The sequence below is a fragment of the Rothia nasimurium genome, from assembly GCF_928381415.1.
Classification (GTDB): Bacteria; Actinomycetota; Actinomycetes; order Actinomycetales; family Micrococcaceae; genus Rothia; species Rothia nasimurium_H.
On record NZ_CAKMSF010000002.1, the window covers coordinates 306,930 to 322,806 of the forward strand.

At 59.8% G+C, this 15,877-nt stretch carries 12 protein-coding genes; 8 read left to right on the forward strand and 4 right to left on the reverse strand.

What is annotated here, in order from left to right:
* Position 1 precedes the first annotated feature (1 nt).
* Positions 2-1,318, forward strand: a complete 1,317-nt coding sequence (locus L7A20_RS03265) for an MFS transporter (RefSeq protein ID WP_237222387.1) — start codon at positions 2-4, stop codon at positions 1,316-1,318.
* Between the two features lie 140 nt (positions 1,319-1,458).
* Here L7A20_RS03265 and L7A20_RS03270 read toward each other — a convergent pair whose 3' ends face one another.
* Genes L7A20_RS03270 through L7A20_RS03280 form a run of 3 tightly spaced genes read right to left on the reverse strand, consistent with a single transcriptional unit; the run spans position 1,459 to position 5,603 of the window.
* Positions 1,459-2,292: an aldo/keto reductase gene (locus L7A20_RS03270; protein ID WP_237222388.1), complete on the reverse strand. Its 834-nt coding sequence runs from the start codon at positions 2,290-2,292 to the stop codon at positions 1,459-1,461.
* A 53-nt stretch (positions 2,293-2,345) separates the two neighbouring features.
* Complete coding sequence (locus tag L7A20_RS03275; protein ID WP_237222389.1) at positions 2,346-3,221, reverse strand: aldo/keto reductase; 876 nt, start codon at positions 3,219-3,221, stop codon at positions 2,346-2,348.
* Positions 3,222-3,236: 15 nt separating this feature from the next.
* Positions 3,237-5,603, reverse strand: a complete 2,367-nt coding sequence (locus L7A20_RS03280; RefSeq protein WP_237222390.1) for a Tex family protein — start codon at positions 5,601-5,603, stop codon at positions 3,237-3,239.
* A 268-nt stretch (positions 5,604-5,871) separates the two neighbouring features.
* Here L7A20_RS03280 and L7A20_RS03285 point away from each other — a divergent pair, with 268 nt between their 5' ends.
* Complete coding sequence (locus tag L7A20_RS03285; RefSeq protein ID WP_237222391.1) at positions 5,872-7,320, forward strand: hypothetical protein; 1,449 nt, start codon at positions 5,872-5,874, stop codon at positions 7,318-7,320.
* Positions 7,321-7,361: 41 nt separating this feature from the next.
* Complete coding sequence (locus L7A20_RS03290; protein ID WP_237222392.1) at positions 7,362-8,204, forward strand: HNH endonuclease family protein; 843 nt, start codon at positions 7,362-7,364, stop codon at positions 8,202-8,204.
* Here L7A20_RS03290 and L7A20_RS03295 read toward each other — a convergent pair.
* Positions 8,201-9,634, reverse strand: coding sequence for an amino acid permease (locus L7A20_RS03295; RefSeq protein WP_237222393.1), 1,434 nt, complete (start codon positions 9,632-9,634; stop codon positions 8,201-8,203). The two genes, L7A20_RS03290 and L7A20_RS03295, sit on opposite strands and share 4 nt — an antisense overlap.
* A 286-nt stretch (positions 9,635-9,920) precedes the next feature.
* Here L7A20_RS03295 and L7A20_RS03300 point away from each other — a divergent pair, with 286 nt between their 5' ends.
* From L7A20_RS03300 to trmB, 5 genes are all read left to right on the forward strand, one after another.
* A complete protein-coding gene (locus tag L7A20_RS03300; RefSeq protein WP_237198796.1) occupies positions 9,921-10,325 on the forward strand; it encodes a hypothetical protein in 405 nt (134 codons plus the stop codon).
* A gap of 151 nt (positions 10,326-10,476) precedes the next feature.
* Entirely contained in the window at positions 10,477-12,165 is a 1,689-nt protein-coding gene (locus L7A20_RS03305; RefSeq protein WP_336603565.1) for a sodium:alanine symporter family protein, read from the forward strand.
* A 437-nt stretch (positions 12,166-12,602) separates the two neighbouring features.
* The gene (locus L7A20_RS03310; protein ID WP_237222394.1) at positions 12,603-14,207 is read left to right on the forward strand and encodes a GMC oxidoreductase; all 1,605 of its coding nucleotides are present in this window, start codon (positions 12,603-12,605) and stop codon (positions 14,205-14,207) included.
* 17 nt (positions 14,208-14,224) lie between these two features.
* On the forward strand, positions 14,225-14,851 hold the full coding sequence (locus tag L7A20_RS03315; RefSeq protein WP_237197025.1) for a hypothetical protein: 627 nt from the start codon (positions 14,225-14,227) through the stop codon (positions 14,849-14,851).
* Between the two features lie 160 nt (positions 14,852-15,011).
* On the forward strand, positions 15,012-15,833 hold the full coding sequence (gene trmB / locus L7A20_RS03320) for a tRNA (guanosine(46)-N7)-methyltransferase TrmB (protein ID WP_237222395.1): 822 nt from the start codon (positions 15,012-15,014) through the stop codon (positions 15,831-15,833).
* Positions 15,834-15,877: the final 44 nt, after the last annotated feature.

The window sequence follows — 15,877 nt, forward strand, 5'->3', positions numbered from 1 at the left end:
CGTGGGCAAGATTCTCATGGACTTCACCCCGCTCACCTACTCCCCCGACTTCAGACGTATCTGGCTCGGCGGGCTCTTCTCAACCATCGGCTTTGCCATCACCAGCGTGGCAATCGCCCTCGAAATTTACGCGCTCACAGGCTCCGCCGGGGCCGTGGGCCTGGTGGGTCTGGTATCGGTGGTTCCCTTGGTCATTGGCGGGCTCTACGGTGGTGTGATCGCCGACCGCTACGACCGGCGCAAGGTCGCCCTCACAGCAACCCTCGGCATGTGGGGCGTCACCGTACTCATCGCCCTACACGCCTGGCTCAACATCCACAGCGTGGCGGTGCTCTATGCCCTCATTGCCGCCGAGTCCCTGCTCCAGCCCATCAACCAGTCCGCCCGCGGGGCCATTATCCCCCGCCTCATCAAACCGCGCCTACTCCCGGCAGCCAACACCCTCATGATGTCGGTAGGCACCCTGGGTATGAGCGCCGGGCCCCTCATCGGCGGCCTGCTCGTAGCCTCCGTCGGCTACCAACTCACCTACTCCATCAACGTTTTCGCGATGACCGTAGGCATCTGGGCCCTCTACCGGCTCCCAGCCATGCTCCCGGAGCAGAGCGGGGCGGCGCGTCCGTCCGTCCTTACCTCGATCCGCGAGGGGCTGGGGTTCGTGCGGCGCAACACGGTCGTGGGTATGACCTTTGTGGTGGACCTACTCGGCATGTTCTTCGCCCAAGCCCGCCCGCTCATCCCGGCCCTGGCGGCCCTGACCTTCGGCGGCGGTGAAGCCGGGGCCGGCCTGCTGCTAGCTGCCGGCCCCGTGGGTGCCTTGATCGGGGTGTCTTTCTCGGGCTTCCTTAAGGACGTCCGCCGCCAGGGGCGCTTCCTCACCCTCAGCTATACCGGGTGGGGGCTGGGCTTTATCGCCTTCGGGCTCATCGCCTGGGCTTATGAGGGGCGGGTGCCCAGCGCCTCCATCACCGAAAACCTACTGCCGCTCAGCCTGGCTTTTGCGGCGCTGGCTTTCATGGGCTGGGCAGACGCCCTGGGGTCGGTCTACCGTTCCACCATTATTCAGGTAGCCACCCCCGACGCCCTGCGCGGACGCTTACAGGGGCTCTTCATCATCACGGTTGCGGGCGGCCCCAACCTGGGCATGGCCTTTGTGGGTGGTGCCGCCGAGCTGGTGGGCTCCCCCTTAGCTGCGGTCATCGGCGGAACCCTGGTGATGGTCACCATCGCCCTAGCAACGCTGGCGGCACCTGCCCTCTGGCGCTATGTACCGGAGCCTATCCCCGAAACACGGCAGCAGCCTATCGTTGACTCCTAGAAGTCGCGCTAGTCAGGGGCTAGCAGGGTCACGCTCGCTGCCGACCCTCTCGCTGGTTCGCTAGCGCTCACAAGCGATTCACGCCAGCCCCGAGCCAGCAGCTTCGCTGTGACCCTGCTCTGCCCCTTGGGTAGCCCTTACTAGAAGTCGATATCTGCCGGGTCAGGGCCGATGCGGCCCTCAGCTGATGAGAGCGCGTCAATCTTTGAAACCTCGTCGCCGGTCAGGGCAACGTTCAGGGACTCGAAGTTAGAGACGATACGCTCGGGGGTTACCGACTTGGGGATAGCTACGATGCCGTGGGCTCGGTGCCAGGCCAGCACAACCTGGGCGGGGGTGGCGTCATGCGCCTTGGCAATTTCGCCAATCACGGGGTTATCCAGCAGGTCAGAGCGGTTGCCCAGGGGGCTCCATGCCTGGGTGACAATGCCCAGTTCTGCATGGACCTCGCGCAGGTTCTCCTGGGCGAAGTAGGGGTGCAGCTCAATCTGGTGGATAGCGGGCACAACACCGGTTTCAGCGACGATTTCACGCAGCTGCTCTTCGGGGAAGTTAGAAACGCCGATGGACTTGGCCTTGCCCTGCTTCTGCAGTTCAATCAGGGCCTTCCAGGTCTCGGTGTAGAGACCCTGGGAGGGCTTAGCCCAGTGAACCAGGAGCAGGTCGACGTAGTCGGTACCCAGGCGGGCCAGGGACTCGTCCGCTGCCTTGAGGGTCTGCTCGTAACCCTGGTCGTCGTTCCAGATCTTGGTGGTGAGGAAGACGTCCTCGCGGGCTACGCCGGAGTCAGCGATTGCCTTGCCAGTGCCTTCTTCATTGCCGTAGATTTTGGCGGTATCGATGTGGCGGTAGCCGGCTTCAAGGGCCAGGCCGACGACCTTTTCGGCGGTGTCATTTTCTACCTGCCAGACGCCGTAGCCCAGCTGGGGAATGCTGTTGCCGTCGTTGAAGGTGAGGCGGGGTGACTCAGTCATATCTTGTCCTTTCGCGTATGCACGGTCACACCCCACTCTAGTCTTCCCTACTCTTAGCCCCTAGCCTGTTCGGTAGGGGTGAACGTGCGCCGGTCGCTGTATTCGGGGGCGCCCAGGTCGCCTTCGGCGGGGTCGCCGCCGAGGCGGTGGTTACGGTGCAGGGCTTCGATAGCCGCTATTTCGTCAGGGGTTAGTTCCATTCCCTGCATCGCCAGGTTGGAGGCCATACGAGCCGGGGTTTCGGTCTTAGGGATCACGACGTTGCCCACGGTCAGCTGCCAGGCCAGCACCAGCTCAGCCACCCCAATACCGCGGCGTCCTGCCAGCTCTTCCAGGGTTGGGTCGGTAAGCACCAGACCGTTGCCCAGGGGGCTCCAGGCTTCGGTCAGGACGCCGCGGGCCGAGTTCTCTGCCCGCATGCGGGTTTGGGTCAGGTAGGGGTGCAGTTCAATCTGGTTGACCACCGGGGTGACGCCGGTATCGCTGATAATCTGGTCCAGCTGGGTGTCGGTGAAGTTGGAAACGCCGATGGAGCGTACCAACCCGCGCTCGCGCAGCTCGACCAGTGCTTCCCAGGAGGCCCGGTAGCGACCAAGACCGGGCTGGGCCCAGTGGATGAGGTAGAGGTCGAGGTAGTCCAGACCCAGAAGTTCCAGGGAGCGTTCGGCCGCTTCGATAGCGGTGTCGTAGCCCTGGTCGGTATTCCAGAGCTTGGTGGTCACGAAGAGCTCAGCGCGGGGTAAGCCAGATTCGGCCACGGCCTGCCCCACTCCCGCTTCATTCTTGTAGATGGTGGCGGTATCGATGTGACGGTACCCGGTGTCGAGGGCGGTTGCTACTGCTGCTGCGGTGGCAGCCGGTGCGATACGGCAGGTACCAAAGCCCAGCTGGGGTATGACGCGGCCATCGTTCATGGTGAGAGAGTGCATGGGGGGATTCCTTATCTAGCGGCGCCGACGTCCTCTCGTCTTGCGAGCCTTAGGTTCTGGCTCTTCGAGAAGTAGGGAGAGGGAGATACGTTTGCGGGCGGGGTCGGCCTCAACCACACGGACCTGCACGATATCGCCGGATTTGACGATGGTGTGGGGGTCGGAGACGAACTCGCGGCTCATCTGCGAGACGTGGATCAGGCCGTCCTGGTGGACGCCGATGTCGACGAAGGCGCCAAAGGCGGCGACGTTGGAGACGGTTCCCTCCAGGATCATGCCGGGAACGAGGTCCGCGATAGTTTCAATGCCTTCTTCGAAGCGGGCGGTGCGGAAGGTGGGGCGGGGGTCGCGACCGGGTGCAGAAAGTTCAGCGATGATGTCGGTAACGGTGGGCAGACCAACTGTTTCGCTGGTGAAGTCGCGCGGGTTGAGGGCAGCTAGGCTTTCTGCGCTGGCCTTACCCTGGGTGAAGCCACCGGCTGCTGCCACAATGCTGCGGGCCAGGTCGTAGGATTCGGGGTGCACGCCGGAGGCGTCCAGCGGCTCGGACCCGCCGGTGATACGGACGAAGCCGGCAGCCTGTTCGAAAGCCTTGGGCCCAAGACGGGGCACCTTGAGCAGGTCGGTACGACGGGTAAAGGGGCCGTGCTCGGTGCGGTAGGTGACGATGTTGTCGGCAATGGTCTTGTTGAAGCCCGCCACTCGGGCAAGCAGGGCCGGTGAGGCGGAGTTCACGAGTACACCAACAGCGTTGACGGAGTCTTCGACCACGCCGTCCAGGGCGCGGGTGAGGGCTGCCGGTGAGACGTCGTGCTGGTACTGACCCACACCGATCGATTGGGGTTCGATTTTGACGAGTTCGGCCAGGGGATCTTGCAGGCGGCGGGCAATCGAAACTGCCCCGCGCAGGGAGACGTCCATGCCGGGTAGTTCGCGGCTGGCCAGTTCTGAGGCGGAGTAGACGGAGGCGCCCGCTTCGGAGACCACCACTTTTTCAAGACCCCGGTAGCCGTTAGCCGCGCACTGTTTGATGAGGTCGCTAGCCAGTTTGTCGGTTTCACGGCTGGCTGTTCCATTGCCGATAGCAATCAGTTCTACACCGTGGGCGCGCACCAGCTGGGTGAGGGTATCGAGGGACGCCTGCCACTGGTTTCGGGGGGCATGGGGGTAGATAACGTCGGTGGCCAGGACCTGGCCGGTCTGCCCAACGACGGCGACCTTGACGCCGGTGCGCAGCCCGGGGTCGAGTCCCAGAGTGGTACGGGAGCCAGCGGGGGCTGCCAGCAGCACATCGCGCAGGTTGGAGGCAAAGACAGCGATGGCGTCCTTTTCCGCCTGCTCAAAGAGGGAGGTTCTGACCTCAGCAGCCAGGCGGGGCAGCAGACGCTGGCGCCAGGCAATGCGCACGGTCTTGGCCAGCCAGCCAACCACCATGGTTTCGTCGGAGACCATGTTGAGCACCTGGGCACCGATGCCGAGGGCTTCGGCTACGGTGCGTTCATACCAGCTGCGTTCCCGGTCGTATTCTTCGGCCAGAATCTCAGCAGCTTCGCGGGCGGCACCCTTGAGGGAGGACTTGGCCGGGGGCAGCACATCCACATCGAAGCTGACCTTCACGGCCCCTTCTTTTTCGGCACGGAGCAGGGCCAGCACCCGGTGGGAGGGGATACGGCGGATTTCTTCGTTGAACTCGAAGTAATCGCTGAACTTCGCCCCGGCCTCCTGCTGACCGGGAATCAGGCGGGAGGTGATAACGCCACGGCGTACAAAGCGCTGGCGGAGGGTTTCGGCCAGGGCGGGGTCGGTCATGGCCTGCTCAATCAAGATAGCCCGGGCTCCGTCTAGTGCGTTGTCGACCGAGGCGACGGTAGCCTCAACGGTACCGGGTTCGGCATCGGCCAGTTCAGGCTCAACGTAGGCGTCAGCGATGTCGGCAGTGGGGGCAAAGGGAACTTCGAGCAGATCTTCAACCAGGGATTCCAGCCCGGCTTCACGGGCGAGAAAAGCCAGGGTCTTGCGTTTGGTTTTGTGGGGCGCATAGAGCGCCTCGAGCTCGTTTTTGGTGGGCGCGGACGCCAGCGCGGCGGCCAGTTCGTCGGTGAGCAGGGCCCGCTCGTGCAGGGTCTGCACAATAGCTGCCCGGCGCTCTTCGAGTTCCCGCAGGTAACGCAGGCGTTCAGCAAGAGTGCGTAGCTGGGCATCGTCCAGCCCGCCTGTGGCTTCCTTGCGATAGCGGGCAATGAAGGGCACGGTGGCCCCATCATCAAGCAGGGCTACAGCCGAGCGCACCTGGTCAACCCGAGCACCGAGTTCTACAGCGATACGTTCCTCGATTGAGGGAAGGGGGGCGTGGGGTTCTGCTACCGGGCCTGCGTGTGTCATAGTTTCTAGTTTCTCATACCGGTTTTATGACCGGGTTCAGCAAGAGGCCTGGGTTCAAAGAGCGTTCTAGTCACCTGATTCACATAAGACAGCGTGTACCACCAACCCTGTGTGTAATAGTTACGCTTGCAGTGGGCAGAGAGGGTTAACACCACATAAAGTAGTAGTCATACAGGGTATATATTTTCGGCACCGGCATCACCAGACCTACGCCGAGTCTCTTGTACCGCTACCACGCCCTTATTCAACCTTGCTTTGGAGAACCACCGTGCCAGACGCAGCTGATCTTACCTATACAGAGTTCTGTGAACGCTACGATTCTCTGTTAAGCGGCCTGGCGCGCATGGGCTGGACGTCCTCTGAAGCCGTACACCGGGCGTCCGTGCTCTACCCCGATATCGATCGCGACCTACTAGATCAGGCCGTTCATTCTGGCCGCTGGCTCTTTAGCGGTAGCCAGGGGCAAACCCACTCAAATGTGCTCATGGCCTCGGCTATCTGGTACGCAGTAGCTATCAGTTTTGATTTTGAGCCCGACTATGAATACGCGGCGGTAGGTCTTGACCCAACCATCATCCAGGATCTTCCGCGTATGCTGGAGTCCTTTGCGGTCCCCGCTGAGGCAATTGCCGGAATTGTCGGGCGTATCGGTGCGGCCCTCAAATACATGGCGGAACACCCCTATACCGAGCTCGAAGAGCAGGCCTACGACGACTTTCTCGCTCATCTGCCGCAGGAGATTGCCCATATCTCTCGCGGGGATTTCTCCTGGCCCCCGTCCCGGGCACTGATTGAGGACCGTCTGGGGGACCGTTCCTGGTCCAAGGCCCTGCTCAAGGTGGGGGCCTGCCCGCCGGATGCTGAGGGTCAGGGTATTAAACTCGAGGCTGGCACCCTGAGCGAGCGCACCTTCCGCAATACTCTGGGCGAGTTCCTGAACTACTGTATCCGCTACGACCGTAAACCCTCGGTTCTGCTCTACGGCAGCTGGGCTGAAGACCCTACCCGGAGCGGACGCGTGCCCCATCTAGGTACGGTACGAGCCAAGTACGGCTCTTGGCACCTGGCTCTGCAGGCTGGCCGCCAGATGCTCAACGACGCGATGGCCTTAGGCGGTTCACCCGCTTTGCCAGCTCGCCCCATTAACCAGCCCCCGGTTGACCCCACCGAGCCTCTCAACATTCAAGAGATTCAGGCCCAGGGTATCGGCGTGGTACAGCCAAAAGTGCTGACCGAGAGTGAGCGTACCGCCCGTGCCTGGCAGCAGCTCCTATCGGTCACTAAGCAGCGTCTTGATGAACTGCCCTGGACCCTTTCACTGCGGATCTACTACCTCTCTCCTGAGATAGTGGAAACGGAGGACGTCACTAACTTTGTGAGTATCTTCCGTTCGCCTGCCGGTTACTTCTGTGAGCTCACGTCCCCCGACGAGTTTGAGGCCATCGAAGTGGAGCTTGATACGGAGATGCTAGAAAAGGCCGGGTGGACGGCTCCCGCGCCGGGCGGCCGCTGGGCTCGAAATTTCCTGTCGGTTTCGGACGCCGCAGAAGGCGTCATTGAAGCCATGCACCGGGGCATGGGCTGTGACCACCCTGATTACTACCAGTCAGATGACCCGACGGGTAGCCTTTCGGTGAATACTGCCCACCCCAGTACCGGATCTATCCCCATGGTTCCGGTGACCGGTAGCGGTTTCATATCAATTGACGATTTTTAAGGGGAGAGGTGCCCAGCTCCCAGCGCTAGAATGGGTTGCCTATGAGTGCCTCCCGTAAACGTCCGTCCGCTCCCCGTTTTTCTGCGCCCAGTGACCGCCAAATCCGTGCGGGCGTCCGCTTTGTAGCGGATCTGCCCCGCGGGCTGCGGCGGGCGCTAGCCCTTCTGTTGGTTATGGTCTTGCTGGTGGGTGGTGTGCTCTGGTTGCGCTCTCACGAGTGGAACGTCCGCGCTGCCCTCGATGATTTGCTCAATCCGGCAGGCACCGCCGTGAGCACCGGTTTTGCTGGATCCGGGGTGCAGACCTATTCCACAGCAAGTGAGGTGCTTGCTACCCTGACGGTAGCTGAGCCCTACGCCCAGGCCAGGTACAAGCGAGATGCGTACGGAGACCCGTGGGCCGATATTGACCGCAATGGCTGCGATCAGCGCAACGATATTCTCACCCGTGACCTGACCGATCTTGACGTTGCAAGTAACTGCTACGTTCTCTCGGGGAATTTTATCGACCCCTATACGGCTGAGACTATCGACTTTACGCGCGGGCCTAAGACCAGTGAGGCTGTCCCCATTGACCATGTAGTGGCCCTATCCAACGCCTGGTCTTCGGGGGCCTGGCAGTGGAGTGCAGAAGAGCGCGTCCTGCTCGCTAACGACCCTCTCAACCTACAGGCTGCGGGGCAGGCGGCCAATACCGAGAAGTCCGATAAGAGCGCGGACGCCTGGCTCCCCCAGCCAGGCTACCGTTGCGAGTATGTGGCACGGCAGGTATCAGTCAAAGCTGCCTACCAGCTCACTGTCACCAGCGCTGAAAAGCGGGCTATGCAGGGCGTCCTAGCAACCTGCCCTGACCAGCCCGCTTACAGGTCAGCTTTTGCGGGCTAGTGGTGCTTGGACTTCTCCTCGGCACGGGCGGTGAGGGTCTGGCCGCGGTTCTTGCGATAGATCAGCCACCAGCCAGCACCTAACAGGGCATACCAGACCGGCATGGCGATCAGGGCCTGGCGGGTGTCTTCGTACATAAAGAGCAGCACGATGACGCCCACAAAGAAGACCAGCACAGCGTAGCAGGTAAAGACGCCACCGGGCAGCTTGTAGACGGACGCCTCGTGCAATTCCGGGCGGGTCCTGCGGTACTTGAGGTAGGCGATCATGATGAGCGACCAGGTCACAACGGTCAGCACCGATGCCACCGTGGTTACCAGGGTGAAGGCGGCAATGAGAGAGTCACCCGCATAGAGCAGAATCAGGCCTGAGAAAAGTAACACGGTGGTCAGAAAGAGGCCGTTGCGGGGCACGCCGTTTTTGGAGAGCTTGCCGAAGATGGCGGGGGCACTGCCGTTTTGCGCCAGGCCGTAAATCATGCGGGAGGTTGAGAAGATGCCCGAATTAGCGGACGAGGTCGCACTGGTGAGCACCACGAAGTTCACCAGGTGGGCGGCAAAACCCAAACCTGCCAGGGTGAACATCTCAACGAAGGGGCTCTGGTTGGGGTCGATGTTGCGCCAGGGGGTGACCATGAGAATCACGGCCAGGGTCAGTACGTAGAAGACGATGATACGCACCGGCACCGCGTTGATGGCCCGGGGCAGGGTCTTGGTGGGGTCTTTAGTTTCAGCTGCAGTGGTGCCGATGAGCTCAGCTCCCAGGAAGGCAAAGATACCGATCTGGAAGGCCGCAAAGAAGCCGCTTGCGCCCATGGGGAAGAAACCCCCATCGTTCCACAGGTTTGCCACGGATGCCTTGTCACCGTTGGGTGAGGTAAAACCTGCAAAGACCATCACCAGGCCCACGATAATGAGCAGGACGATAGCCACAATCTTAATCAGCGCAAACCAGAACTCGATTTCACCGAAGTTCTTCACGCTAGGTAGGTTCAGGGCCAGCAGCAGGCCGATGAGGCAGAGGGCTGGAATCCAGGCGGGGAGGTCAGGCCACCAGAAATGAACGTAGCTGGTGATGGCGATGATATCGGCAACACCGATGACGACCCAGGTAAACCAGTAGGACCAGCCCATAAGGAAGCCGACACTAGGGCCTAGCAGGTCTGTGATGAAATCGTTGAAGGTCTTGTACTTGAGGTTGGAGAGCAACAGCTCTCCCATAGCGCGGAGCACCAAGAAAATAACAGAACCAATGATTGCGTAGACCAGGAGCAGGGAGGGGCCTGCCAGCGAGATGGTCTTGCCTGAGCCCATGAAGAGGCCCGTGCCGATTGCACCGCCGATAGCGATGAGCTGGATATGACGGTTTGATAAACCTCGTTGCAGACCTTCGGTTGCCTGCGCATCAGGTGTGTGCTCGGCTGTAGCCATGAGCGCCCCCTTATAAGAGTCAAAGTCCTGCCAGGAGCGAACGCGACCCTTCATATTCGATAAGAACAGGGGGTAACGCGCCTTTCCAGACCGGTATTTTGTTATAGTTCAGCTCAAGTGTAGTCCTTCTAGCAGGGGTATTTGTTCCGTTAATGTTGATAGCTGCCCCCTTGAGAGTCGCTTAATCCCACTATCTAAGTGGCTCTCCACACGCTAGAATGTTTACACGGAAACAAAATTTCTCGGTTTGTTACCGCAGCCGAGCCCCACTAGGACAGGAATTCTCATGCCTAAGCTTTCTAACGCCGCCCTCCGCCTCACCGCTGGTGCCCTTATTCTTGATCAGGGCATCAACAAGCTCTCCATGGACGAAGAGACTTACAGCCACCTCAAGGGCATGGCTGCCAACGGCGTCCCCCAGGTATCGAAGCTTTCTGACAAGCAGTTCGGCAAGCTACTGGCAACCAGTGAAACCCTGCTCGGCGCCACCCTGCTGACCCCGTTCGTCCCCGCAAAGCTGGCAGGCCTGGGCCTGACCGCCTTCTCAGCAGGCCTTCTGAGCATGTACTTCAACATTGACTCGCTCACCAAGGAAGACGGCATACGCCCCACCCAGGAAGGCACCGCAATGGCCAAGGACGCCGTACTACTCGGCGCAGGCCTGGCCCTACTCTTCTCCAGCAAGAAGTAGTAACCCCAGATCTCTTCTGTCTAACCGCCTTTACCCCTACGGAGTGAAGGCGGTTTTTCTATCCTTAATAAACCAACAGGAAGCAGGCTAATCATCAGCCTTATGATAAATTAACGAGAGTTAGACCACAGAGAAAGAAGGGGTTAGAAGAGTGGGCGCCCTACAAGAAGCACTCGACACAGCCAGCAGCTTCATCTGGGGACCTTTTCTACTCCTTCCCCTCCTCATTGGCACCGGCATCTTCCTCACCGTCAGGCTAGGCCTCATTCAACTGAGACTCTTCACCAAGGCCATGAGCCTGCAGTTCGGACGGCGCTCCCGTCAGGAAGGAGCCAAAGGAGAAATATCCTCCTTCCAGGCCATGAGCACCTCCCTCGGCGCCACCGTAGGCACCGGCAACATTGTTGGTGTTGCGCTTTCCCTCAGCATCGGCGGCCCTGGCGCTCTTTTCTGGATGTGGATTACCGCCATTTTCGGTATGGCTTCAAAATATGCCGAATGCTTTCTGGGTGTCCGCTTTCGCCATCGAGACAAGATGGGCGAACTCACCGGCGGCCCGCAAGCCTACCTCCAGCGAGGCATTCCCAACCGCTTTGGTAAATTCCTCGCTACCATGTTCGCTGTCTGCTGTGTTTTCGCCTGCTTCGGCATTGGGAACATGACCCAGGCCAACGCCATCTCAGCCAACCTGGAGCACTCCTTCAACATTCCGCCCTACCTCACCGCGGGTGTCCTTACCCTGGGAACAGCAGCAGCCCTGCTCGGCGGCATTAAAACGGTTTCAAAGGTAACCGCCTTCTGTGTACCCCTCATGATTCTGCTCTACCTGGGGTTTGGGGCCTACATTGTGGCCATCAACGCCCATATGCTTCCAGAGGTTTTCACCATGATTCTGCGGGGTGCCTTTACCGGCGAAGGCGCCCTCGGAGGAGCTGTCGGTGCCGGAATGATTTTTGCCTTACAGGTCGGCGCCCAACGGTCCCTGTTCTCCAACGAATCTGGCATGGGCACCGCGGCCATTCCAGCGGCCGTAGCCACCACCTCCCACCCTGTGCGCCAGGGCCTAGCTTCCATGACGCAGACCTTCGTCGACACCATCGTGGTGATCTCAATGACGGGCTTCATTCTGCTAACCACCGGCGCTTGGCAAGGTGATGACCCAGCCACCTCGACATCAGTTGCCTTTGCTACCGGTCTTCCCGGCGACTGGGGCGGCTACGTCGTCACCTTCTGCCTGGTCCTCCTGGGGTACTCCACCGTGCTCGGATGGTCCTACTACGGCGAACGCGCCCTAGAGTCACTCGGTGGTGGCGCCAAGGCTATCGTTAGCTATCGGATGATTTTTGCCCTGGTCTGTGGGCTTGGCGCCATCGCCCCGCTCACTCTGGTTTTCACTTTCTCAGATATCATGAACGGCCTCATGGCCATCCCCAACCTCATCGGCCTGCTACTGCTCTCTGGCCTGGTAGCCCGCGAAACCAAAAAGTACCTCACTCACGACCCCAACTTCGAAGCAACGGTCGATAACATCGACAGCTTTATGTACGGCCACCCGGGCGGCTTGGACGCCCAAATCGATCATGAAGTTGACCTCACCCAAAAGAACCCGGTTCTAGAACACCCCGATACCACCAGCCTTAAAGTCATCACCGAAAAAATGCTGGCTGACGACGCCCAGTCCACTCAGCCAGAGGTTTACGACATCACCATTGACGACGTCAATACGGGAAGCATCCCACTACACACCGGCTCCCTGCCCATTATTCAGCAGGCAAAGCCCACTTTTGGCACCCCCACCGACCCGCGAGCCATCGACGACTCGGCCAGCAGCTCAAAATAATTTTTCGTATCCATCACACAAGTTTGACTCATGAAGTAGTACAGATGGTTTTTAAAAATAAGAGCAAGGAGCCGCGCACCCAAAGGCTGTCTTTTTAAATTTCCCTTGATTCATCAAGCATTACTTCTTTTTGAAAAAATATGGAAACCATCCCACCTCTTTATATGTCTTTCATATTTAGACAGGACTGCGACGCCGTCTGCTCCTGGCGATAAATTTTCCAGCACAGAAGAACGTAATAGACCCTCCTACCCCTACATCGTGCGACGTAAGCGCACCCAAAATACCGCTAAAGTGGGGACAGGACTTTTCGCATTCTGAAAATATTCCGTAGAATACTCACGAAATAGCCCACAAAGCTCTCGCGGTCTCCCCCAAGGCTGACGAGCGTCACCCCACTCGGTCTCGCACCTGTACTTTTAGAAGAGGACACACCCATGTCATTTACCCCAAACCGTCGCTCAGCCCTGAAGCTGACCGCAGCTGCATCCGCCGCGTCCGCTCTGACCGCAGCAACCACCACTAACGCCCACGCCAACGGCCAGAAGCGTATCGCTATCATCGGCTCCGGCTACGGCGGCGCTGTAGCCGCCCGCGCCCTGACCGAAAAGGGCTACACCGTCGACATGATCGAGATGGGTGCAGACTGGGAAAACATGGCAGCCAAGTCAAACGGCTACAAGTTTGACCAGATGACCTCCCCCACCGAGCGTTCCATGTGGTTCGAAAACCGCACCGACATGCCCCTCTCAAGCATCGCAGGCATGGACTTCGTCAACCGATCCATCGGCCGTGCAGCCGGCGTACTCGGCGTTGAGCGCTTCGCTAACATGAAGGTCTACGTAGGTAAGGGTGTCGGTGGTGGCTCTCTCGCCAACGGCGGCATGGCCGTTACCCCTATTCAGTCCTACTTCCAGCAGGTCCTCCCCCAGCTTGATGCTGCTGAAATGTACGCAACCTACTTCCCCCGCGCCAACGCCAACCTGGGCGTCGCAGCACCCCCCACCGATATCGTAGGCACCTCCAAGTGGTACCAGTTCTCACGCGTATCAGCCTCCCAGGCAGCCAAGGCCGGCTTCAAGCACCAGTTCGTCCCCAACGTCTACGACTGGGACTACATGCGCCGCGAGAACTTTGCCCGCGTACCCAAGTCAGCCCTGGGCGGCCAGGTCATCTTCGGTAACGACTACGGCAAGAAGTCCCTGCCCAAGACCATCCTTGCCACCGCCTTCGCAACCGGCAAGGTCAACCTGACCGCCATGACCGAGGTAACCTCCATTACCCAGCAGGCCGATGGCACCTTTACTCTCGATCTGAAGACCATCGACTTCAAGGGCAACCTGGTCAGCACCACCAAGAAGGTCTATGACCGCGTCATCATGGCCGCCGGTTCCGTCGGTACCAACCGCCTGCTCCTGCAGGCCAAGAACTTCGGTACCATCAAGAACCTGCCCGCGACCCTTGGTACCAACTGGGGCCCCAACGGCAATATCATGGTTGCCCGTAATATGAACGCTGCGACCGGCGGCTACCAGTCCGGTATTCCCGCCATGGGCGTCTCCAACTGGGATAACTCCACCAACTCGGTCTTTGCCGAACTGGCTCCCTTCCCCGCAGGTATCGATATGCGTATCGGCCTCTACCTGGCTATCACCAACAACCCCAACAAGGGCACCTTCACCTGGAACAACTCAACCGGCTCTATGGAACTGGATTGGGACTCTGCCAAGGCAGCCCCCGGCGTTGCAGCAGCTAGGGCCTTCATGGATAAGATGAACGCCGCTAACTCAGGAACCAGCTACAACAAGGGTCTCTTCAAGGACGGCAAGACCTTCGCTGACTACTTCACCTACCATCCCCTCGGCGGTGCCGTCATCGGTGAAACCACCGACCTCAACGGTGAAGTTAAGGGGGTTCCCGGTCTCTTTGTTATGGACGGCTCCCTGATTCCTGGCAAAATTGGTGTTAACCCCTTCGTAACCATTACTGCTATCGCAGAACGAAACATGGACCGTCTGCTTGCAGCAGGCCGTTTCGCCTAAACAAGAAAGCACACACAATGACTGCGCACACTCCCAAACGCCGCACCGTACTGAAGGCTGGTGCCTGGGCTGCTCCTGCCGTCCTGGCTACCAGTGCTATCCCCGCTTACGCAGCGAGCTTCGAAGAGATCCCCCGCACCGATCTAGCAATTCTGCTCTCTGATCCCACTGTGGACTGGTCAACTTTTCAGCCGGTCTACGATAGCCCCATCTATCGTGGTCCGACCACAAGAACCAACGTTGCTGCCTACGCGTCTTTCCCCAACACCATGACCATCACCAACGTTGGTACGGTGCCCGCAGTGAACCCCAGCGGCACCCTACTGACCGACATGAACGATGTTGCTACAGACGCCACCGGTTCAAACCGGGCCGGTACCTACGTTAACTCAAGCGATCCGCTCGTTACCTTCGCGTACGCTGGACAGGCAGGCTGGGGTTCCCCCTCCTTTACCTGGACCTACTCCGGCGTCCTACAGCCCGGTGAGTCCGTAGAGATTCCCCTGCGCTATTACGTGAATTTCCCTTTCTGGAACGTCCAGTACGAGCTGTTCGTAGCAGTTACTGTCATCGATGAGATGGACGGCGATTCAGACGATAACTTTGAGCACATGGGCGTCACCCAGGGCCGCGTTATCTACTAAGTAGAACCGTCAGGGACCCTCCACCGGGGCAGGCTGTTTTCAGCCTGCCCCGGTGTCTATCTGTGACGATATACTTGGGGAAGTCTTTCTTTCCCCTACCGGCGGCACTTTGCGTTTCCGTGCGCGCCGGTTTATCTGTTTCAACCTCGTAAGGAGAGTTATGGAAACCAACAAGCAAAAGCAGGACCTGGCCGCTAAGGCCGAGCGTGCAGCGGCAGGCGAAGACCTAACCGCTCCCGTGCCCGAACAATTCCACCGTCAGCCCTACTCGTTCGTCCGCCGCGGCGACCGCCTGACTGCCCGCCGCCAGAAGGCCTGGGATACTTACGCCCCCACCCACGTGCTTGACCTTCCCCGCAACATCGGCGATACCTCGGTTGCTGAGGGCGCAGTCTTTGATCAGCAGGCCCTCTATGGACGCACCGGCGCCCCTCTCGTAGTTGAAATCGGCTCCGGCCTGGGCGAGGCTATCGTCAATCGGGCTGCCCAGGTACCCGAGGCTAACTTCCTGGCTGTTGAGGTCTATACCCCCGGCATCGCTGACCTACTGCTCAAGATGGGCCAGGCCGGGGTTGAGAATGTGCGTGTGGCCCAGGCTAATGCACCCGAGCTGCTGGATAACCTGCTCGAAGAGTCTTCGGTTGATGAACTCTGGGTCTTCTTCCCCGACCCCTGGCACAAGGCCCGCCATCACAAGCGTCGTCTGGTCTCCCCTGCCTTTGCAGATAAGGTGGCCCGGGTTCTTAAGCCCGGTGGTATCTGGCGTCTGGCTACTGACTGGGAGGAATACGCCCTGGTCATGCGCGAGGTACTCGATGCCCACCCCGATTTCACCAATGCCCACGCCGGTGAAAACACCACCGATGAAGACCCTGTTGGCGGCTGGGCCCCTCGCTGGGACGGACGCGTGGTCACCAGCTTCGAACGCAAGGCAGGTGAGGCGGGCCGCCGGGCCCACGACCTGACCTACATTCGTCGGTAAAAATTCGTTAGCTGTGTAAAAAAGGCGGGTACCCGAACACACCA